Annotated in this window: 16 protein-coding genes; 10 read left to right on the forward strand and 6 right to left on the reverse strand. The window is 69.5% G+C overall.

The genetic code is table 11. The features are described from left to right. The first annotated feature begins 2 nt into the window (after window positions 1-2). Together C8D81_RS19345 and C8D81_RS19350 are read left to right on the forward strand one after the other, a co-directional pair. Window positions 3-1,502: an NCS2 family permease gene (locus C8D81_RS19345; protein ID WP_094355665.1), complete on the forward strand. Its 1,500-nt coding sequence runs from the start codon at window positions 3-5 to the stop codon at window positions 1,500-1,502. A 47-nt stretch (window positions 1,503-1,549) separates the two neighbouring features. After that, complete coding sequence (locus tag C8D81_RS19350; RefSeq protein ID WP_094406095.1) at window positions 1,550-3,037, forward strand: arylsulfatase; 1,488 nt, start codon at window positions 1,550-1,552, stop codon at window positions 3,035-3,037. A gap of 266 nt (window positions 3,038-3,303) precedes the next feature. Here C8D81_RS19350 and C8D81_RS19355 read toward each other — a convergent pair whose 3' ends face one another. The 3 genes from C8D81_RS19355 to yczE all read right to left on the reverse strand — a co-directional run bounded on the left by C8D81_RS19355 (window position 3,304) and on the right by yczE (window position 6,626). Beyond that, entirely contained in the window at window positions 3,304-4,488 is a 1,185-nt protein-coding gene (locus tag C8D81_RS19355) for an ROK family transcriptional regulator (RefSeq protein WP_166646906.1), read from the reverse strand. Between the two features lie 38 nt (window positions 4,489-4,526). Continuing rightward, window positions 4,527-5,885, reverse strand: coding sequence for an MFS transporter (locus C8D81_RS19360; protein ID WP_094403553.1), 1,359 nt, complete (start codon window positions 5,883-5,885; stop codon window positions 4,527-4,529). A gap of 90 nt (window positions 5,886-5,975) precedes the next feature. Further along, window positions 5,976-6,626, reverse strand: coding sequence for a membrane protein YczE (gene yczE / locus C8D81_RS19365; RefSeq protein ID WP_166646907.1), 651 nt, complete (start codon window positions 6,624-6,626; stop codon window positions 5,976-5,978). Window positions 6,627-6,687: 61 nt separating this feature from the next. Between yczE and C8D81_RS19370 the strand changes: the two genes are divergently transcribed. The 7 genes from C8D81_RS19370 to C8D81_RS19405 all read left to right on the forward strand — a co-directional run bounded on the left by C8D81_RS19370 (window position 6,688) and on the right by C8D81_RS19405 (window position 16,860). Continuing rightward, window positions 6,688-8,118, forward strand: a complete 1,431-nt coding sequence (locus C8D81_RS19370) for an aminotransferase-like domain-containing protein (RefSeq protein ID WP_133626639.1) — start codon at window positions 6,688-6,690, stop codon at window positions 8,116-8,118. A gap of 112 nt (window positions 8,119-8,230) precedes the next feature. Then, on the forward strand, window positions 8,231-8,845 hold the full coding sequence (locus C8D81_RS21380; protein ID WP_208109406.1) for a TM2 domain-containing protein: 615 nt from the start codon (window positions 8,231-8,233) through the stop codon (window positions 8,843-8,845). A gap of 162 nt (window positions 8,846-9,007) precedes the next feature. Further along, window positions 9,008-9,733 (forward strand): SDR family NAD(P)-dependent oxidoreductase, encoded by a 726-nt coding sequence (locus tag C8D81_RS19385; RefSeq protein WP_166646908.1) that lies wholly within the window; start codon window positions 9,008-9,010, stop codon window positions 9,731-9,733. A 26-nt stretch (window positions 9,734-9,759) separates the two neighbouring features. After that, entirely contained in the window at window positions 9,760-11,538 is a 1,779-nt protein-coding gene (locus C8D81_RS19390) for an FAD-dependent monooxygenase (RefSeq protein WP_133626640.1), read from the forward strand. Window position 11,539: 1 nt separating this feature from the next. After that, the gene (locus C8D81_RS19395) at window positions 11,540-12,046 is read left to right on the forward strand and encodes a DoxX family protein (protein ID WP_094355657.1); all 507 of its coding nucleotides are present in this window, start codon (window positions 11,540-11,542) and stop codon (window positions 12,044-12,046) included. Window positions 12,047-12,181: 135 nt separating this feature from the next. Continuing rightward, entirely contained in the window at window positions 12,182-13,378 is a 1,197-nt protein-coding gene (locus C8D81_RS19400; protein WP_208109407.1) for a Fic family protein, read from the forward strand. 59 nt (window positions 13,379-13,437) lie between these two features. Continuing rightward, window positions 13,438-16,860, forward strand: coding sequence for a pyruvate carboxylase (locus C8D81_RS19405; RefSeq protein WP_133626641.1), 3,423 nt, complete (start codon window positions 13,438-13,440; stop codon window positions 16,858-16,860). A gap of 99 nt (window positions 16,861-16,959) precedes the next feature. On the opposite strand, the gene C8D81_RS19410 is transcribed toward C8D81_RS19405, so the two are convergent. Further along, window positions 16,960-17,424, reverse strand: a complete 465-nt coding sequence (locus C8D81_RS19410; protein ID WP_094355655.1) for a hypothetical protein — start codon at window positions 17,422-17,424, stop codon at window positions 16,960-16,962. Between the two features lie 281 nt (window positions 17,425-17,705). On the opposite strand from C8D81_RS19410, the gene C8D81_RS19415 reads away from it, so the two are divergent. Continuing rightward, a complete protein-coding gene (locus C8D81_RS19415; RefSeq protein WP_133626642.1) occupies window positions 17,706-18,992 on the forward strand; it encodes a hypothetical protein in 1,287 nt (428 codons plus the stop codon). A 44-nt stretch (window positions 18,993-19,036) separates the two neighbouring features. Here C8D81_RS19415 and C8D81_RS19420 read toward each other — a convergent pair whose 3' ends face one another. Together C8D81_RS19420 and C8D81_RS19425 are read right to left on the reverse strand one after the other, a co-directional pair. Further along, window positions 19,037-19,984, reverse strand: a complete 948-nt coding sequence (locus tag C8D81_RS19420) for a Dyp-type peroxidase (protein WP_094433296.1) — start codon at window positions 19,982-19,984, stop codon at window positions 19,037-19,039. Between the two features lie 38 nt (window positions 19,985-20,022). Beyond that, window positions 20,023-20,706 (reverse strand): PIG-L deacetylase family protein, encoded by a 684-nt coding sequence (locus tag C8D81_RS19425; protein WP_094433298.1) that lies wholly within the window; start codon window positions 20,704-20,706, stop codon window positions 20,023-20,025. Between the last annotated feature and the right edge of the window lie 38 nt (window positions 20,707-20,744).

The following is a 20,744-nucleotide window of genomic DNA, read 5'->3' on the forward strand; positions in this document are numbered from 1 at the left end:
CCATGTCCAGCAGCGCGACTCAATCGGCCATCCCCACCTCCCGCCTCGACCGCTGGTTCGAGATCTCCGCCCGTGGCTCCACGATCGGTCGCGAGGTCCGCGGCGGGCTGGTCACCTTCTTCACGATGGCGTACATCATCGCCCTCAATCCGCTGATCATCGGGACCGCGGCCGATGTCAACGGCAATCTGATCACCGGTCTGCCGAAGACCGCGGAGAACATCGGCGGTTCGATCGCCGCGGTGGCCGCCGCGACCGCGCTGATCGCCGGCATCATGACGATCGCGATGGGTGTCGTCGGCCGGTTCCCGCTCGGTCTGGCGACCGGCCTCGGCCTGAATGCCCTGCTGGCGTTCGGAATCGTGCGGACGATGACCTGGCCGCAGGCGATGGGGCTGGTCGTCTGGGAGGGCATTCTCATCGCGATTCTGGTGCTGACCGGTTTCCGGCAGGCGGTCTTCCGCGCGGTGCCGCGGCCGTTGCGGATCGGCATCGCCGTCGGGCTCGGCCTGTTCATCGCCTTCGTCGGGTTGTTCGACGCCGGCATCGTCCGCAAACCGCAGGGTACGCCGCCGGTCGAGTTCGGCATCAATGGATCGCTGCTCGGCTGGCCGATGCTGGTCTTCGTGATCGGGCTGGTACTGGTCGCGGTGCTGTATGCCAGGAAGGTCCGCGGTGCGCTGCTGATCTCGATCCTGGTCAGCACGGTGCTGGCGATCATCCTGGAGGCGGTCGTCGGCATCGGCTCGATGACCGATGCCTCGGGCAAGGTGGTGAACCCGACCGGTTGGATGCTCAACGTGCCCGCGATCACCGACCTGTTCACCCTGCCGGATCTGTCGCTGCTGGGTCGGGTGGACCTGTTCGGGATGTTCACCGCGGCCAACGGTTTCGGCGGCGTACTGCTGGTGCTGCTGACCATCTTCTCGCTGCTGCTCGCCGACTTCTTCGACACCATGGGCACCGTCGTCGCGGTCGGTGCCGAGGGGGGCCTGCTGGACGCCGAGGGCAACCCGCCGCACATCACCGGGATCCTGCTGGTCGACTCGCTCGGTGCGGTCGCCGGTGGTCTGGGCTCGGTCTCCTCGAACACCACCTACATCGAATCCGCCGCCGGTGTCGGTGAGGGCGCACGGACCGGGCTCGCGTCCGTGGTCACCGGAATCGCCTTCCTGGCCTCGGTTTTCCTGGCGCCGATCGTCGATGTGGTGCCCTCCGAGGCGGCGACGCCGGTGCTGGTGTTCGTCGGCTTCCTGATGATGGCCCAGGTCGGCGGGGTCGAGTGGGACGACGTCGAACAAGGGTTGCCGGCCTTCCTCACCCTGGCGCTGATGCCGTTCACCTATTCGATCAGCATCGGCATCGGTGCGGGCTTCATTACCTTCGTGCTGCTCAAGGTGGCCCGCGGCAAGGCCCGCCAGGTGCACCCGCTGATGTATCTGGTCGCGGCCCTGTTCGTCATCTATTTCGCCCAGGGGCTGATCGGCAAGCTGGTCGGCTGAGGCCCTACTATTAGTTGAGACTGTCAAGTTAACCCGTGGGAGCGCCGATGCACCGCAACGTGATCCTGATCTGCACCGACCAGTGGCGCGGTGATGCGCTGTCGATCGAGGGGCACCCGCGGGTGAAGACCCCCTATCTCGACGAACTCGCCGACCGCGGTGCGCGCGCCGAGCGGGCGTACTCGGCATCACCCACCTGCATCCCGGCCCGGATGAGCCTGCTCACCGGGTTGGCGGCCGAGAATCACGGACGGGTCGGTTACCAGGACGGCATCGCCTTCGACATCGCGACCACGATGGCGGGTGCGTTCTCGCAGGCGGGCTACCACACCCAGGCGATCGGCAAGATGCATCTGTGGCCGGAACGGGTGCGGGCCGGTTTCGACGACGTGCTGCTGCACGACGGTTATCTGCACCACTCGCGGCGCCGGGAGCGCGATCCGCGGACCTATGACGACTATCTGACCTGGCTGCGCCGCGAGGCCGGCGAGGATGCGGTCAGCGACTACCTGGACGACGGTCTGCACTGCAACTCGATGGTGGCCCGGCCCTGGCAGCGGGCCGAGCGGCTGCATCCGACCAACTGGATCGTCAGCAGCGCCATCGACTGGCTCTATCGCCGCGACCCCACGGTGCCGTTCTTCCTCTATCTGTCCTTCCACCGCCCGCACCCGCCCTACGACCCGCCGCAGTGGGCCTTCGACATGTACCTGAACCGGCCCCCGCACCAGCCGCCGGTGGGGGACTGGGTGGAGGTGTTCGAACCCTGGCGCAACGACCATCGGGCCGACTCGCACGTGGCCGACTATCCGATGGAGGACCAGCACCGCGCCCAGGCCGGTTACTACGGCAACATGTCCCACATCGACGCCCAGATCGAGCGTTTCCTGCAGGTATTGGGAGAATTCGGTCTGGCCCAGGACTCGTTCGTCGCCTTCACCTCCGACCACGGCGAGATGATGGGCGATCACCACCTGTGGCGGAAGGGCTATCCCTATGAGGGGTCGGCCCGGATTCCCTTCCTGCTCAGCGGTCCCGGCATTCCCGAGCAGAGCGTGATCCGCGAGGTGATCGAGCTGCGCGATGTGATGCCGACGCTGCTGGACTGCGCCGAGGTCGAGATCCCCGAGGGATTGGACGGTGCCTCGGTGCTGCCGCTGATCGCCGCGGCGACCGACGCGGACTGGCGGGACCACCTGCACGGTGAGCACGCGATGATGGGTGGCAGCTTCCAGTGGATCCGCAGTGGTGACTGGAAATACATCTGGATCTCGATGACCGGTGACGAGCAACTTTTCAATCTGGCTGAGGATCCCGACGAGGTGCACGACCTGTCGGGAGAGGAGGCGTACGCCGACCGGCTCGCCGCGCTGCGGGAGATCCTGGTACGCCGCCTCGCTGGCCGGGAGGAGGGTTTCGTCCGCGACGGCCGGCTGGTCGCCGGTGTCGAGGCCCCGACCGCCCGTCCGTTCGCCGGTCAGCAACCGGTCCGGGTCGAGCACCCGACCCCGCAGTCCGGCATCCCCGCCCCCTGACCGGCTCCCGTTCCTCGAGTAGGTCGCGCAGCGACCGTGTCGAGAGGAATCGGCTCCAGACCCAAGCGCCCGGTGATCTCTTGGGGCCGAGTGGCCGGTCCGGGCGCCCAGCACCGGCCATTGTTGCGGATGCGTTCGGGGGGTGGGGTTCATCTCGACACGCACCGACGGCTCCGCTCCGCTGCGCCGGCGGTGCTACTCGATGAACGTCCCTGAAACAGGTTGCGCTGTGCCGGCGGTGCTGCTCGATGAACGTGGGCGGTCCGTCAGCTGCGTACCCGGGCCAGGTTGCCCAGCGGGTCGGCGAGCAGGTCGTCGATGACGCAGGCGGCGGCGGCCCGGCCGACCGAGGCGGGACCGAAGGCGCCGGAGATGACCGTGGGCAGCGTGTCCGGATCGCCGAACCCGCCGGCGAGCCCGGCGGCGACATCGGCCAGCTGATCCTCGATGGCCACCACACCGGAGGAGGCGACGACCATCGGGGAACCGGTCACCGCCGCGAGCGGGGCGACCAGCTCACCGACCCGGCGGGCGCGGTCGGCCAGCAGGCCACGCGCCTCGCCGTCCGCCTCCTCGGCGCGGGCGAGCTGCACCAGATCATCGAAAGTTCCTGTGCTGGCCAGGATTCCGCGGTCCTGGGCGCTCGCGACCACGCACCCATCGGTGAGCGTGCTGCCGGCCGTCGCGCCGGGCCGGTCGGGCACCGGCCAGTCCCACAGGTCGGAGCCGAAACCGTCGGGGCGGGCCAGGATGGCGCCGTGGGCGACCACCGACGCCTCGACGATGTTGCCGACGAAGACGTGCAGGAAACTGTCCACGCTGCCGGTCAGCCCGAACATCAGATCCGCCAGGGCGTGCGCCTGGCTGGCGGCCTCGACGACCACCGGGATGCCCTGCGGCACAAGCAGTTCCTGGAACTCGGCGCGCAACGGCACATCGTGCCAGTCCAGCAACCGGTGCTCGCGTACCACGCCACTGCGCGAATCCACCCAGCCACCGGTGATCACCCCGACCCCGCGCAGCGGGGCCAGCCCGGTCGCCAACCGGCCGACCTCACCGACCCCCGCCTCGACGGCACGCCGCGGCGTACCGTCGAAACCCACCCGGCCGGTGGTCAGCGTGTCCCCGCCGAGGGTGCACAGCGCGACCGAGACGTGTTCGGCGCCGAGGTGCACTCCGGCGACGCAACCCTGCTCGGGATCGATGGTGATCGGCACCTGCCGCCGACCGCGTCGGCCGTCGGTGACCACCGCCTCGGTCTCGGTGAGCAGTCCGGCCTCGGTCAGCGGGGCGACGACTCGCGTCATCCCGGACTGGGAGAGCCCCAGGGCCCGCGCCAGATCCCGCCGCGACATCGGACCATGGGCGATCAGCCGACGCAGCACCGACTCGACGTTCGTCTCCCGGGCCTGACCGGGGCGTACGCCGTGACGATGCCGAACCGCGGTCATCATCCTCCTCATCTGGGGGGATGAATCAGTGTACGGATTCACCGGGTGATGGCGGTCTCTTCGTCGGTCGCCTCTTCCAAGGACTTGCCAGTGGTCGACAACCAGGGATTGGCGATGCAGATGACCATGCAGATCAGGTACGCCACCGAGTAGAGGGCGACGGTCCAGAAGCCGATCCCGGTGAGCAGCATCGGCACCAGGAAGACGTTCAGGGCGATCATCAATCGGGTGACACTCTGCGCGATGCCGCTGCCGAAACCACGCAGCTGGGTCGGCATCGCCTCGGAGGACCAGACCCAGGAGAGCACCCCGGGGCCGAACCAGGTGGTGAAGGAGAAGAGCACGTAGCAGATCACCAGGATCGCCGCCGAGGTGCCGCCGAAGGCGCCGATCAGCAGCCCCAGCAGGAAAAGGGTGCCGGTGGTGATGATGCCCAACCGGCGCCGGTCGACCTTGTCGATCAGCTGCGCACCGATGAGCACCGCGACCAGCCCGAGCACGAAACCGATCAGCGACCACTGCAGTGCCCATTCCTTCGGGAAACCGGTGGCCTGCAGCACCATCGGGCCGGACACCGTCGCGATGGCGCCCGCGAATGCCTGCAGGGCGAAGAATGCGGTGACCGCGATCAGCCGGCGCAGCACCGGTCCGCGCAGCTTCACCGGCTCCCGGCGCTGCTCACGTTCACGCTGCACCGCACGGCGGGCCGGTTCGGGATCCAGTTCCAGCATCGCGAAGACCTTCTCGGCCTCGGCCTCGCGGCCGTGCTCCATCAACCAGCGTGGCGATTCCGGCAGATAGCGACGGGCCAGCAGGACACCGAATGCGGGGATCGCCGCGACGCCGAACAACCACCGCCAGGTGGAATCCCCGGCCAGCGGGGCGATCGCGATGGCCAGGATCACCGAGATGATCGCACCCGAGAGCCACATGATGTTGGGCAGCGACCCGGCCGTCCGGCCGCGGCGGGCGTCGGGGGAGATCTCGGCGAGGAAGGCCTGGGACACCGGGATGTCCATGCCGACGGCGACACCGAGCACGAAGCGGGCCAGATAGAGCTGCCAGACCTCGGTGACGAAGGCCGAGGCGATCGAGGCGACCACGAAGAAGACCAGGTTGATCATGAAGACCGGCCGTCGCCCGAACCTGTCGGTGACCTTGCCGAAGATCAGCAACCCGACCGCGGTGCCCACGAAGGCGATCGCGGTCAGCGCGCCCTTGTGGGCGTTGTCGAGTTGGAAATAGCTCTGCAGGAAGAGGATCGCCGCCCCCATCACCAAGAGGTCGTAGCCGTCGATCAGCTCGCCGAAGGCGACGAGCCGCGGCGTCCACTTCTTGACCATCCGGACCCGCTGCGGGGTGTAGGAGTCGTAGTCGGGAGCGCGCAACAAGGACATCAGGGTCCCTTCCGATGAAGTTCCGCTCAAATACTTGAGAGCTTCATTTAAATACCTCGAGGAGGGGAGCGCAAGAGGCCCGATGGGTTTTCAGGAACGCGGGTCGCGCAGCCGGACGACCGTCAGCGGCAGGAAGAGCTGGATCAGCGGGCCGATCGCCAGGGCGTACAGCACCGTCCCGATGCCGACCTGGCCACCGAGGAGCCAGCCGAGGGCGAGCACCACGACCTCGATCCCGGTGCGCACCAGGCGCAGGCTGCGGCCGGTCACCCGATGCAGTCCGGTCATCAGGCCGTCGCGCGGCCCGGGGCCGAGCTGGGCGCCGACGTAGATCGCCCCGGCCAACCCGTTCAGCACCACCCCGGCGACCAGTAGGCCGGCCCGGGGGGCCAGCCCGTCCGGCTGGGGCAGCAGCCACAGCCCCAGATCGGCAGCGACCCCGACGATCAGCGCGTTCAGCACCGTGCCGAGGCCGGGCGCCTGGCGCAACGGGATCCACAGCAGCAGCACCACGAAGGAGATCGCGATCGTGATCATGCCGAAACTGAGCGGCAGGTGCCGGCTGATGCCCTGGGTGAGCACGTCCCACGGTGCCAGCCCGAGCGCGCCGCGGACCTGCATCGCCATCGAGAAGCCATAGAGCAGCAGTCCACCGATCAGCTGCGGCAACCGGCGGCCCATCCGCCCGGCGCGCAATTGCTCGACGGGATTCAGGGGCAGCAGCAGGCTGGGCTTGGTCACCAGAGCAAACTACTCCGGCATTGGACTGGTCGAACAGGTCCAATTCTGGAACGGTGGACGGGTGGACGAACGATGGCTCCCGGGGCCCGAGCTGGCGGCCCTGCTCGGCGAGGCCCCGCTGCGCCCGCCGCGGTACGCCGATCTGGCCGATCGGATCACCCGGTTGATCATCGATGGCCGGGTACCGGCGGGCGCGCGGCTGACCAGCGAACGCGAACTGGCGGGCGAGCTCGGCGTCAGCCGGACCACCGTCACCGAGGCCTACCGCAAGCTGGTCGGCACCGGGGTGGTGCGCCCGCGGCGCGGGTCGGGCCACTGGGTGCGCGGGCGCCCGCGGCCGGCCACCAGCGACCTGCTGCCGGTCGCCGGACCCGATGAGCAGGGCCGGATCGGGCTCACGGTCGCCGCCAATCCCGCACCCGCCGCCCTCGGTCCGGCGGTGCAGCGGGCCGCCGAGCGACTGCCCCGGTTGGCCGCCGGGATCGGCTACTTCCCCGACGGGCTGCCGGAACTGCGGGCGGCGATCGCGGACCGGTACGCCACCCGCGGGCTCGCGACCCGGCCCGAGCAGATCCTGATCACCCCCGGCAGCCTGGCCGGGCTGCACGTGGTCGCCCGCACGCTGCGCCGGGGCCGCCGGCCGTTCGCGGTCGAGGCGATCAGCCACTCCGCGAGCCTGCGGATGCTGGACCAGCTCGCCTCCCTGGCCCCGTTCGACATGGCCCCCGAGGGGTGGGGTGTCGAATCGCTGCGTCAGGTGCTGGGCCGCCGGCGCCCGGTGGCGATCTCGCTGGTACCGGAGTTCCACAACCCCACCGGCCGGCTGATGCCGGAGCAGACGCGGGTGGCGATCGCCCGGGTCGCCGCGGAGGCGGGCGTACGCCTGATCGCCGACGAGACCCTGGTCGACCTCGGCTTCACCGGGCAGGCGGAGCGACCGCTGGCGGCGTACGCCCCGGACGCGGTGCTGGTCGGTTCCGCCTCCAAGTCCTTCTGGGGCGGGCTGCGGCTCGGTTGGATCCGCAGCCCCGACGATCTGATCGACCCGCTGCTGCGGGTGCGGACCCTCGACGATCACGGTGCGGCCGCGCTGGAACAACTGATCCTGCTGGAACTGCTCGCCGTCGAGGACGAGGTGACAGCGGAGCACCGGCCGCGCAATCTGGCCCGAGCCGAGCACCTGATGGGCCTGCTCGCCGCCCGGTTGCCCGAATGGCACTGGGTGGCCCCCGAGGGCGGTCACACGCTGTGGCTGGAACTGCCGGCGCCACGATCCACCGCGCTCGTCGCGGCGGCCCGCCGGCAGGGGGTGCTGCTGGCGGCCGGTCCGCAGTTCCATGCCACCGGAGCGGGGGAGCGCTGGCTGCGGGTGCCGTGGACCGCGGAGCCGCACGTCCTGGACACCGCGATCGAGCGGCTGGCCCGGGCCTGGTCCGAGGTCGCCGATACCCCCGGCACCCCGGCCGCGGCTGCCGAACCGCTCTCCTGGTGAACCCGGCGGAAGTCGCCGCCTCCGGCTCCGGGGCCTGTCGCCGACCCGCACGGAGATCTAGGCTGAAACCAGCCGCTCCGGCACCCCGCGGGAGCGGTTCTTGGGGGAAGCAATGTCAGATCAGTGGCAGCCACAGCAGCAGTGGAATCCGTACGACTCCGGGCAGGGCCCCGGTCGACAGGACTCGGGACGGGGTGCGGGTGGCAATCTCCCCGCCGTCCCGGATTCCTTTCCCACACAGGGAAACCAGCCCGCCGTCGGTGGCCCGTACCAGCAGGGATATCCGGGCCAGCAGCCCTATCCGGGCCAGCAGTCCTATCCCGGCGGGCAGTCCTATCCGGGTCAGGGCCGACCCGGCCAGCCGCAGGGTCGTCCGGGACAGCAGGGTCAGCCCTACCCCGGATACACCCAGCAGCAACCGCCGCCCTACTACCAGCAACCGCCCCAGCAGATGATGGCCTCGACCGTGGTGGTGCAGAACAACGGCGCCCCGCCGAAGTCGGTCGGGGTGGCGATCCTGCTGGCGTTCTTCTTCGGGCCGATCGGGATGCTCTATCCGACGGTGCTCGGGGCGGTCGTGATGTTCGTGATCAACCTGATCCTGCTCTTCCTGACCGCCGGGCTCGGGCTGTTCCTCTCCATTCCCGCGGGTGTCGTCTGGGCGGCCGTCGCTGCACAGCAGCACAACCGCTCGAGCACCGTGGTCGCCACCACGAACCTGCGCTGACCGGCCGGACCGACGGCTCCGCTGTCCGCCGTCAGTGAAATATTCGAATATCCGTTGACATTTCAAATATCTGGGCGCACGATGGTCTTGTCGGCGACCGGAGTGCCGCTGACCCACCGGGCCGTTCCGGCCGGTGCGAGGATCAGCAAAGGAGCTATTCCGATGGCCGACAATCCCTATCAGGGCAAGCATTTCGTGGTGATCGGCGGAACACAGGGGTTGGGCCTGGCCATCGCCGAGGCGGCCACCCGGCGCGGCGCCACGGTCACCGTCTCCGGCCGCAATGAGGAACGGAACGCGGCCGCCGCCGAGCGGCTGGGGGAGGGTGCCTCGGGTCTGCACTGCGACCTCAACGACTTCGGCAGCCTCGACCGGCTCTTCGCCCAGATCGACCGGGTGGATCACCTGATCCTGGCCGCCCTGGACCGCGACCACAACAAGTTGTCCGACTTCCGCCGCCAGGATGCGGCCCGCACCCTGATGATGAAGAACCTCGGTTACGCCGTCGCGGTCGAGGCCGCCCAGCCGAAGTTCACCGACGACGCCTCGGTGGTGCTCTTCTCCGGCCTGTCGATGTGGGTGCCGATGCCCGGCTCGACGACCATCTCGATGGCGAACGCGGGGGTGATCGGGTTGATGAACACCCTGGCCACCCAGATCGCCCCGGTGCGGGTGAACGCGATCACCCCCGGGGTCGTCGTCGGCACCGACGCGGTCGACAACGCCGCCGATGACCGCAGCGACCGCTACGAGGCGCTGCGGCAGCGTACCCCCGGGAAACGACTGCCGACCCCCGAGGACATCGTCCAGGCGACCTTCGCCCTCACCGACAACCGCGGCATCAACGCCGCGAACCTCGTTGTCGACTCCGCCATGCGACTGGCCTGAAACCCAGCTCGGAAAGGAAAAGCGAGATGAGCGAGAACGACTACACCGAAACCGATGTGCTGGTCGTCGGAGCCGGCCCGGCCGGCCTGACCGCGGCCGCACTGCTCGCCCGGGCGGGTGTGGACCACCTGGCGATCACCAAGTACCCCTCGACCGCGCACACCCCGCGGGCACACATCACCAACCAGCGCGCGATGGAGGTCTTCCGGGACCTGGGCATCGAGGCCGACGTGCTCGCCGGCGGGTACGCCAACGAGCTGATGGGTGACAACGTCTGGGCCACCTCCTTCGCCGGCAAGGAACTGGCCCGCCGCAAGGCCTGGGGGACCGGGGCCGCCCAGCGCACCGAGTACCAGGCGGCCAGCCCCACCCCGATGTGCAACATCGGCCAGCACAAGCTCGAACCGATCCTGCGCGCCGGCGCCGAACGCTACGGTGCCAACCTGCGTTTCGGGACCGAGCTGGTCTCCCTCGACCAGGACGAGCAGGGCGTGACCGCCCAGGTCCGTGAGGTCGCCACCGACACCATCAGCACGATCCGGGCGAAGTACGTGATCGGCGCCGACGGCGGGCGCAGCCTGGTCGCCAGCGAGGCCGGGATCGAGATGGAGGGGGAGACCGGGCTCGGGCACGCGGTGAACGTCTGGTTCGAGGCCGACCTCGAGAAATACCGCGCGCACCGGCCGGGCACCTTGTTCTTCACCCTGCAGCCGGGCCGCGACTTCTGGCTCGGCTCCGGCACCTTCATCACCGTCGCGCCGTGGAACGAGTGGGTGCTGATCGTGATGTACGACCCGAAGACCGAGCAGATCGACCTCAGCCCCGAGGCGATGCTGACCCGGGTGCACGCGGCGATCGGCGACGACCAGATCGACGTGCGGATCAAGGACATCAGCCAGTGGCAGATCAACCACGTGCTCGCATCCAAGTACCGGGCCGGTCGGGTGTTCCTGGTCGGCGACGCCGCGCACCGGCACCCACCGGCCAACGGGCTCGGCTCGAACACCTCGGTCCAGGACCCGTTCAACCTGGTCTGGAAACTCGCGCTGGTGCTGCAGGACAAGGCCGGGGATTCCTTGCTGGACAGCTATGCCGACGAACGCCGACCGGTCGGACGGCAGGTCATCGACCGGGCCATGGACAGTGTCGGCCAGCTCGGTCAGCTGCCCAGCGCCTTCGGCATCGTGGCCGGCCAGGACGATGCCACCGGCCAGGCCGCCCTGGATGACTATTTCGCCCCCACCCCGACAGGTGCGGAGAAGCGGCGGCTGGTCAACGAGGTCCTCGACGAGGCCGACATCCAGTTCAACGCCCACGGGGTGGAGATGAACCAGCGCTACACCTCCAGCGCGGTGATCCCCGACGGGGCCCGGCAGGGCTTCACCCGGGACGCGGAGATGCACTACCAGCCGACCACCCTGCCCGGGGCGGTGCTGCCGCACGCCTGGCTGGACCACGAGGGCGAGCAGGTCTCCACGCTCGACCTGGTCGGGCGCGGTGAGTTCACCCTGGTCGCCGGCATCGACGCCGACGAATGGGTCGCCGCGGCCGAAGCGGTCGCCGCCGAGGTGGGGATTCCGTTGCGGGTACGCCGGATCGGGATCGGGCAGGAATACCAGGACGTGCTCGGTGATTGGCAGCGGATCCGCGAGATCGACGACTCCGGTGCCCTGCTGGTCCGCCCGGACCGGCACATCGCCTGGCGGGCGGCCACCCGGCCCCAGGATCCGGTGCGTGAGCTGCGCACCGCACTCACGGCGGTCCTCGGCGTGAGTGATCGCGACCAGGCACTGGAAGGGGTCTGAGATGGAGATCGGACTGTTGCTGCTGCGCTGCTTCCTGGGCCTCCTGCTGATCGGCCATGGCAGCCAGAAACTCTTCGGCGTGCTCTCCGGCCACGGGGTCGCCGGGACCGCGCCGATCTTCGAGGCCTGGGGCCTCAAGCCCGGTCCGCTGATGGTGCGGCTGGCCGCGGTCAGCGAACTGGTCGGCGGGGTCCTGCTGATCCTCGGACTGTTCAGCCCGCTGGCCGCAGCGATGGCGATCGGCACGATGGCGGTGGCGGCCTTCGTCACCAGCGCCAAGGGATTCTGGGCGGTCACCGGCGGCGCTGAACTGGCGATCGCCTACGGAGTGCTCGGCGTGGTGCTGGCCTTCACCGGACCGGGGGCCTGGTCCGCCGACGCGGCACTCGGCTGGGGCTACCTCGGCCCGGCCGGCAACAGCATCGTGGCGCTGCTGCTCGGCCTGGTACCGGCGATCGCGCTGATGGCGTACGCCCGCACCCGCCGCGCCACCGCCGCCGCAGCGTGACCGGATCGCGGTGCATGTCACACAACCCGCTGTTGTGTGACATGGCTGCGGGTGGCATTGCAGTTTAGTGAAATCTCCGGCGGACCGATGTCATGGAAGTGCCCGATGTCAGACAAGTTCCCCTAAGCTGACATCGTGGAACTCCAGCGGTTCGGGCTGCGAACGAGTGGTGTGCTGGTGCCCATCAGCGGCACGGATCAGTCCTATGGCGAATGGACACATCGGGCATTCGTTCCTGACCCGCTGCCCGACACCACGCCGAACCTCGGGGTGGCGGCGTTCATGCGAATCGCCGACGCGCGCGCGGCCCTGGCGGCCCTGGACGGCACGGCTCGCCAGCTGGACAACCCGCAACTGCTTCGGCAGCCGACCCTGCGACGCGAGGCGCAGAGCACCTCGGCTCTGGAGGGCACCTATGCGCCTCTGGGAGACGTGCTCACCGCAGACGAACACGATGTGCAGGATCTGAATCTGCGTGAGGTCCTGAACTACGTGCGAATGGCGGATGCCGCGTACGCGGGGCTCTCCGAGGAACGGCCGCTGTCGGTCACCCGGTTGTGTGAACTGCAGAAAGTGCTCGTCGGAGGCACCAGGCACGAGGACTCCCAGAGCGGGCAGATCAGGTCGGTGCAGGTGGTGGTGGGGCAACGCCAGGACGTCGACCGTGATCTGGCCCCGATCTTTCGCTCACGTTTCGTGCCACCCCCGCCCGGGAACGATCTCCGGTTCCAGCTCGCTTCCTTGATGGAGTGGAAGGCGGCAGATCACTCGCGCCATATCGACCCGGTTGCGAAGTCGGGGATGGCCCACTACCAGTTCGAGACCCTGCACCCGTTCCACGACGGGAATGGTCGCCTGGGCCGATTTCTGATGACGGTCGATCTGCTGACGACAGGTGTCCTGAGCGAACCGACCTTGACGGTCTCACCCTGGTTCGAAGCGAGAAGGACCGAGTATTACGATCGCCTGCTCGCGGTCAGTACGGACTCGGACTGGGATGGCTGGTTGGCGTTCTACGCCGAAGGGTTGGCCGCCTCGGCGGAAGCGACAAGAACGCAGATGCTCGCCCTGCTCGAGGTGCGCGCAGAGATGACTGATGCGGTCCGGGATTCGAAGCTCCGGGCCGGTACCGCATTCGAACTCGTCGAGTATGCGGTGGCCCATCCTTCGTTCACTGTGCGGCAGGTCCAGCGCAACCTCGGATTGTCTTACGGGCGCGCGAACGGGCTGGTGGACCAACTGGTCGGTCTGGGGTTGCTGCGCGAGTTGCCGGCACGCGGGTCCGGTCGCCGCTTCTATGCCCCGCGCGTCCTGGAGGTGCTGACCTCCTGATGCCACTGCCGCCGCGAGACGTGCGACGTGGATCACTGCGGATCGATAACCTCTGACCCATGTTCGCCAAAGTACTGGTCGCCAACCGCGGCGAGATCGCCGTCCGTGCCTTCCGCGCCGCCGTCGAGCTCGGTGCCCGGACCGTTGCGGTCTTCCCCTACGAGGACCGCAACGCCGAGCATCGGATCAAGGCCGATGAGGCGTACCAGATCGGGGAGGAGGGGCACCCGGTCCGCGCCTACCTGGACATCGACGAGATCATCCGGGCCGCCAAGGAATCCGGCGCGGACGCGGTCTACCCCGGCTACGGCTTCCTGTCGGAGAACCCGGAGCTCGCCGACGCCTGCGCCCGTAACGGGCTGACCTTCATCGGCCCGCCCGCCGAGGTGCTCCGGATGGCCGGCAACAAGGTGTCCGCGGTCGCCGCGGCCCGCGCCGCCGGCGTACCGACCCTGAAGTCGACCCCGCCCGGCAAGGATCTCGACGAGCTCGTCGCCGGGGCCGAGGAGATCGGCTTCCCGGTCTTCGTGAAGGCCGTCGCCGGTGGCGGCGGCCGCGGGATGCGCCGGGTGGACCGCCCCGAGGAGCTCCGCGAGGCGCTCGGTGCGGCGATGCGGGAGGCCGAGGGTGCCTTCGGCGACCCGACGGTGTTCATCGAGCAGGCCGTGCAGCGCCCCCGCCACATCGAGGTGCAGATCCTGGCCGACACCCAGGGCCACGTGATGCACCTGTTCGAGCGGGACTGTTCGATCCAGCGCCGGCACCAGAAGGTGGTCGAGATCGCACCCGCCCCGCACATCTCCGACGAACTGCGGGAGAAGCTGTGCAGCGACGCGGTCAAGTTCGCCGAGTCGATCGACTACTCCTGCGCCGGCACCGTCGAGTTCCTGCTGGAGACCGAGGGGGAGCGGGCCGGGGAGCACGTCTTCATCGAGATGAACCCGCGGATCCAGGTCGAGCACACCGTCACCGAGGAGATCACCGACGTCGACCTGGTGCAGTCCCAGATGCGGATCGCCGCCGGTGAATCGCTCGCCGACCTCGGCCTCGACCAGGCCGACCTGAAGATCCGCGGCGCCGCGCTGCAGTGCCGGATCACCACCGAGGACCCGACCAACGGCTTCCGTCCCGATGTCGGCATGATCACCACCTACCGCTCCGCCTCCGGCGCCGGCATCCGCCTCGACGGCGGCACGGTCGGTACCGGGGTGGAGATCAGCCCCTATTTCGACTCGCTGCTGGTGAAGCTGACCGCCCGCGGCCGCACCTTCGAGCTGGCGACCGCCCGGGCCCGCCGCGCCCTGGCCGAGTTCCGGGTACGCGGGGTGACCACCAATGTGCCGTTCCTGCAGGCCGTGCTCGCCGACCCGGATTTCGTCGCCGGCAACCTGTCCACCGGCTTCATCGACGAACGACCCCAACTGCTCACCATGCGTACCCCCGCCGACCGCGGCACCCGGGTGCTGAACTGGCTCGCCGACGTCACCGTCAACCAGCCCAACGGCGCCCGGCCGATCGAGATCGACCCGGCCAGCAAACTGCCGGCGGTCGAGCTCGACCAGCCGGCCCCCGAGGGATCGCGGCAGCGGCTCGATCGGCTCGGCCCCGAGGGCTTCGCCGCCGACCTGCGCGGGGCCACCCACACCGAGGTCACCGACACCACCTTCCGCGACGCCCACCAGTCGCTGCTGGCCACCCGGATGCGCACCAAGGACCTCCTCGAGGCCGCGCCGGTGCTGGCCCGGATGCTGCCCGGCACCTTCTCGATGGAGTGCTGGGGCGGTGCCACCTACGATGTCGCGCTGCGCTTCCTCGGCGAGGACCCGTGGGAGCGGTTGGCGAAGCTGCGCGAGGCGATGCCCGGTCAGTGTCTGCAGATGCTGCTCCGCGGCCGCAACACCGTCGGTTACACGCCCTATCCGACCAAGGTCACCCAGGCCTTCGTCGCCGAGGCCGACGGGGTCGGCATCGACATCTTCCGGATCTTCGACGCCCTCAACGATGTCGAGCAGATGCGCCCGGCGATCGAGGCGGTCCGCGAGACCAACCGGTCGGTGGCCGAGGTGGCGCTCTGCTACACCTCCGACCTGACCAACCCGGGCGAGACGATCTACACCCTCGACTACTACCTGCGGCTCGCCGAGCAGATCGCCGAGGCCGGCGCGCACGTCTTCGCGATCAAGGACATGGCCGGCCTGCTCCGCCCGCCGGCCGCGCGGACGCTGGTCACCGCGCTGCGCGAGCGTTTCGACCTGCCGGTGCACCTGCACACCCACGACACCGCCGGTGGTCAGCTGGCCACCTTGATGGCGGCCATCGACGCCGGGGTGGATGCGGTCGACGTGGCCTCCGCCTCGATGGGCGGTACCACCTCCCAGGTGCCCGCCTCCGCGCTGGTCGCGGCCCTCGAACACACCGAGCGGGCCACCCGGCTGACCGCGACGGGTCAGGACGATCTGCGCGCGGTGATGGATCTGGAGCCCTACTTCGAGGCCGTGCGCAAGGCGTACGCCCCCTTCGAATCCGGGTTGCCGAGCCCGACCGGCCGGGTCTACGACACCGAGATCCCCGGCGGCCAGCTGTCCAACCTGCGCCAGCAGGCGATCGCGCTCGGGCTGGGGGAGAAGTTCGAGCAGATCGAGCAGATGTACGCCGCCGCGGACAAGATCCTCGGCCGGCCCACGAAGGTCACCCCGTCCTCGAAGGTGGTCGGCGACCTGGCACTGCATCTGGTCGCGGTGGACGCCGACCCTGCCGATTTCGAGCAGAACCCCGACAAGTACGACATCCCGGACTCGGTGATCGGCTTCCTGGGTGGCGAGCTGGGTACGCCCGAGGGCGGCTGGCCGGAGCCCTTCCGCAGCAAGGCGCTCGGTGGTCGCAAGGTGCCGGCCCGCGAGGAGGACGTGCCGGCCGACGACCTGCCGAAGCTGGAGCAGCCCGGCCGGATCCGGCAGGAAACCCTGAATCGGTTGCTGTTCCCCGCGCCCACCAAGGACTTCACCGCGAACCGGGAGACCTACGGCGACCTGTCCGCGATGCCGACGCTGGAGTTCCTCTATGGCCTCACCCCGGACACCGAGCACCACGTCCGGCTGGACAAGGGTGTCACCCTGATCGTCTCGCTGCAGTCGATCGGCGAGGCCGACAGCAAGGGCATCCGCACGGTGATGACCACGCTGAACGGCCAGCTCCGCCCGGTCCGGGTACGAGACCGTTCGATCAGCGTCGATGCGGTGCAGACCGAGCGGGCCGACCCGAACAAACCGGGCCAGGTCGCCGCCCCCTTCGCCGGGACCGTGCACGCGGTCGTCGAGGAGGGCCAGCAGGTCGCCGCCGGTGAGACGGTGGCCACCATCGAGGCGATGAAGATGGAGGCCAGCATCACCACCCCGGTGGCCGGCGTCGTCGAGCGGGTCGCGCTCTCCGGTGTGCACCAGGTCGAGGGCGGTGACCTGGTCGTGGTCGTCAAACCCGAGTGACGCTCATCGCTTGTCGAGATGAAGCGGTCGGGTCCTCTCGGCACGCGATCCATCGCTCCGCTCCGCTGCGCATGGCTCGCTACTCGAGGGCCGTGCGTCCTAGCTGAGCGGGAGGCGTACCTGGTCGCCGGCGCGCAGCGGACGCAGCTCCCGATGCCGGGTGAGGAAGGCGGCCGGATCGGCCGGGGTGAGGATCAGCGCATCGGCCTCGCGGCGGATGCCGGCCAGCTCGTCGGCGGCGATCCGGGTGCGTACCCGGGTGTGCCGGGTCAGCTCGATGCCGTCGGGGCCCAGCATCACCTGACGCAGCCGATGCGGCGGCCCGGCGAGCCACCAGACCGCGAGCGCGAACAGCGGCAGCACGATGAAGGCGCCGACCCCGTTCCACTTGCCCTGGGTGAGCAGCACCCACAGCGCCGCGAGCGACGCGACCGCCAGCAGCACGAGCAGATAGCGCAGCCGCGAGAAACCGCCGACCTGGATCGTCTCCGGCGTACCGGGCAGGCCCGTCGCGGGCACCGGGGCACCGCCGGCGGGCTCCGGGATCGGCTCGGCAGGGGTCACCCGGACAGGGTAGTGGACCCGGCACCTCGACGGCGGCCACTACGCTGTCGGGGTGAATCCGCGTGTCCGAAGGCTCATCGTGACCGGTGTGCTGGTCGTGCTGGTGCTGCTGGTCGTGGTCGGCGCGGTGCTGCAGTGGTGGCAGCGCTGACCGCGGACCGGGGCCCGGGGATTGTGACGCGGCTCATAGTATTGCCGCCCCTCATGCGCGCGACGATTCGCCAGCCGATGGCCCGGGTCGCGTAGTCTTCGCTGTTGGTGTCGCCGAGAGAGAGCGGGAGATGACGAGCACACGGATGCGGTGGTGTACCGCCATCGCCGCTTCGGTGGCGAGCCTTTCCCTCTCCCTGGCACCCGCGGCGTACGCCGATCCCTCACCCGAACCGGCGGCCCCCGCGCCCACCCCGAAGCCCGCGTTCACCATCACCGACCCGCGGATCAAGGAGTCCTCCGGGCTGACCCGCGATGTCGGCAACAACCTCTACTGGACGGTCAACGACTCCGGTGACACCGGGGTCATCTATGCGATCGGCCCGGACGGGAAGACGAAGGGCACCCTGGAGTACGCCGCCAAACCGGTCGATGTGGAAGCGGTGCTGATGGTCGGCAACCGGCTCTATGTCGGCGACATCGGTGACAACCAGCGCAAGCGCGACAAGATCACCGTCTACTACTTCGACAGCCCCGCGCCCAACGACAATCGCTCCGGCAGCTACCGTGCCTACGACTTCGTCTATCCCGATGGGCCGCACGACGCGGAGGCGATGCTGGTCGACAAGCAGGGCCGGTTGCTGTTCGTCACCAAGGAGGCCGAGGGCGATGTGTACGCCGCCCCGCGGCAGCTGCGTACCGACGCCCCGAACACCCTGACCCGGGTCGCCCAGGGCCCGTCCTTCGTCACCGACGGTGCGGTTCTGCCCGACGGTCGGCTGGTGCTGCGCAGCTACGTCGCGGTCGAGGTGCTCAGCCCCGAGATCTACAGCACCGTGACCCGGGCGCCGCTGCCGTTCCAGCCGCAGGGCGAATCGGTCGCGGTGAGCCTGGACGGCAAGTCGCTGCTGGTCGGCTCCGAGGGCGAGAACTCGGTGGTCATGTCGGTGCCGATCCCCAAGCAGTTGGAGGTCGCGCCCACCCCCGGAGCGACCCCGCCGCCGTCACCGCCGCCGAGCGAGGCACCGGTCGATGAGGCCCCGCTCGAACCGCCCAGCGCCCGCGCCAGCCGGACGGGCACCCTGGTCGCGCTGCTGCTGGCCCTGCTGGTCTCCCTCGGTGGCGCGGCGGTGGTGCTGCTGCTGGGCCGCAACCGGCCCGGTCGGGCCGCCGGACCGATGCCGCCGCGGCGCGGCGGCGCCTCGGTCGGCCAGAGCACCCCGCAGCGGTCTGCCGAAGAGGCCGAACCGGACGCCGAGCGGGCCGAGCAGCCCGACCGGGCCGAGCCGTCGGCTGATCGGGGTGCGGACAGCAGTGCCCGGCGGGCCTGGGACGCACCGGATCTCGGCCGGCCGCTCGATGACGACGACCCGACCGTGATCCGGCCCCGGCTCGGGGACGACTGGCCTCGTCGCTGAACCGGCGGCGTACCGGTCGAGTCACCGGCCGGTCGGCGTACTGGTCAGTCGGAGAGGGACTTCAGGAACCCGCGCGGCGGGACGAACAGGGTCACCCCGGTGACCGCCTTCGAGAAATCGAGGATCTTGTCGTACAGCGGCGGCGGATCGCCGACGAACATCCGCTCCAGCATCTTCTCGGTGACCCACAGGTGGCGGGAGTAGCCGATGAAGAAGGTGCCGTAGACGCCCTCACCGGGGGTCGCGAACGGCATGTTGTCGCGCAGGATGTCGTGCTCGCCCTGCTCGTCGGTGATCGTGCACAGCGTCTTGTGCGACTTCTGCTGATCGGCGCCGGCATCGGGCAGTTCGACGTTGTCGGGTTTGGTACGCCCGATGATCTGCTCCTGGGTCTCGGTCGACTGCTTGCGCCAGGCGCCCAGGTCGTGCAGGTACTTCTGGATGACGACATAGCTGCCGCCGGCGTACTGCTCGTCCTCCTCGCCGACCAGGGTCGCGGCCGGCAGCGCGAGGCCGTCGGGGTTCGCGGTGCCGTCGATGAACTCGAGCAGGTCGCGGCCGTCGAAGTAGCGGAAACCGGCGACATCGTCGACGGTGCTGACCGAATCGCCGAGCGCCTCCAGCAGCAGCTTCTCGAACTCGATGACCAGATCGGTCGAGTCGGCGCGGATGTGGAACAGCAGGTCACCCGGGGTGGCGACCGCGGTGTGTTTCGCCCCCTTGATCTCGGTGAACGGCTTGAGCTCCTTCGGCTTCGGCCGGTTGCCGGTGAGCCGGTCCCAGACGTGGTCGGAGATCCCGACGTTGCAGGTGAAGGGCCGGCCGTTGGCGCGGATCCGGACGTCCTTGATCAGGTCGTCGATGCCGGCCACGACCCCGCGTGCGGTGGTCGTGGCGTCGTCACCGTCGCCGACGGTCAGCACCAGGAAGGCGGCCGCCGTGGTCATGGGGGCGTCGATGGCCTGGGGTTCCGGCTGGGTGGGGTCCGTCATTGACCCACCCTAACCAGACCCGGCCCAGATCGACAGGGCTACAGGTCGACCCGGGTGAAACCGACCCAGATCCCGCCGTCCTCATCGCGCTGGCAGGTCATCTCCACCTGCTTGCGGGCCTGCTCCGCCACCGGGGTGTCCGGGTCGAGCACCTGCAGATAGACATCGTGCTCGGCCAGCGACCCGATCGCCCGCTGCACGTCCTCCTCGGTGACGGCCACCCGGTGCGTCGACCCGGGCCCGTTCTCGAACAGCCAGCGCGGCCGCTCCTCGGCGGGCAGGTCGGCGGTCGCGGCCACCGCCGCATTGCCGAACTCGATGTGGTCACGCTGGTTGGGTGCCTCCGGACCCCAGGCCGGCCCGCGGTAGAGGGAGAGCACCACGTCCGGGCGGCGGTCCCGGATCTCCTTGCCCAGTGCGGATCGCAGCGATTCGTCGTTGCGCAGCTCGCTGTCGGGGAAGCCGAGGAAGGTGATGTCGGTGACCCCGACGACCGCGCCCGCGCGGCGCTGCTCCTCCTCCCGCAGCGGGCCGCAGACGGCCGGTTCCATGCCGTCGATACCGGCCTCGCCACTGGTGGCCAGCACGTAGTCCACGCGCTTGCCCTCCCGCGTCCACCGCGAGATCGCGGTGGCCATGCCGTATTCGGGATCATCGGGGTGGGCGACCAGCACCAACGCCCGCTGCCAATCGGCGGGGAACTCCGGCAACCTGCTGTCCATGCGCCCATCATGGCCGACCGGCGGCAGATCCGCAGCGG

Source organism: Enemella evansiae (genome assembly GCF_004362375.1).
In the GTDB taxonomy this organism is placed as follows: domain Bacteria; phylum Actinomycetota; class Actinomycetes; order Propionibacteriales; family Propionibacteriaceae; genus Enemella; species Enemella evansiae.

Bases quoted from the DNA above. Each gene is read 5' to 3' on its own strand.
- C8D81_RS19345 (WP_094355665.1), top strand. From the start codon at position 3: ATGTCCAGCAGCGCGACTCAATCGGCCATCCCCACCTCCCGCCTCGAC.
- C8D81_RS19350 (WP_094406095.1), top strand. From the start codon at position 1,550: ATGCACCGCAACGTGATCCTGATCTGCACCGACCAGTGGCGCGGTGAT.
- C8D81_RS19355 (WP_166646906.1), bottom strand. From the start codon at position 4,488: ATGACCGCGGTTCGGCATCGTCACGGCGTACGCCCCGGTCAGGCCCGG.
- C8D81_RS19360 (WP_094403553.1), bottom strand. From the start codon at position 5,885: ATGTCCTTGTTGCGCGCTCCCGACTACGACTCCTACACCCCGCAGCGG.
- C8D81_RS21380 (WP_208109406.1), top strand. From the start codon at position 8,231: ATGTCAGATCAGTGGCAGCCACAGCAGCAGTGGAATCCGTACGACTCC.
- C8D81_RS19385 (WP_166646908.1), top strand. From the start codon at position 9,008: ATGGCCGACAATCCCTATCAGGGCAAGCATTTCGTGGTGATCGGCGGA.
- C8D81_RS19390 (WP_133626640.1), top strand. From the start codon at position 9,760: ATGAGCGAGAACGACTACACCGAAACCGATGTGCTGGTCGTCGGAGCC.
- C8D81_RS19395 (WP_094355657.1), top strand. From the start codon at position 11,540: ATGGAGATCGGACTGTTGCTGCTGCGCTGCTTCCTGGGCCTCCTGCTG.
- C8D81_RS19405 (WP_133626641.1), top strand. From the start codon at position 13,438: ATGTTCGCCAAAGTACTGGTCGCCAACCGCGGCGAGATCGCCGTCCGT.
- C8D81_RS19415 (WP_133626642.1), top strand. From the start codon at position 17,706: ATGACGAGCACACGGATGCGGTGGTGTACCGCCATCGCCGCTTCGGTG.
- C8D81_RS19420 (WP_094433296.1), bottom strand. From the start codon at position 19,984: ATGACGGACCCCACCCAGCCGGAACCCCAGGCCATCGACGCCCCCATG.
- C8D81_RS19425 (WP_094433298.1), bottom strand. From the start codon at position 20,706: ATGGACAGCAGGTTGCCGGAGTTCCCCGCCGATTGGCAGCGGGCGTTG.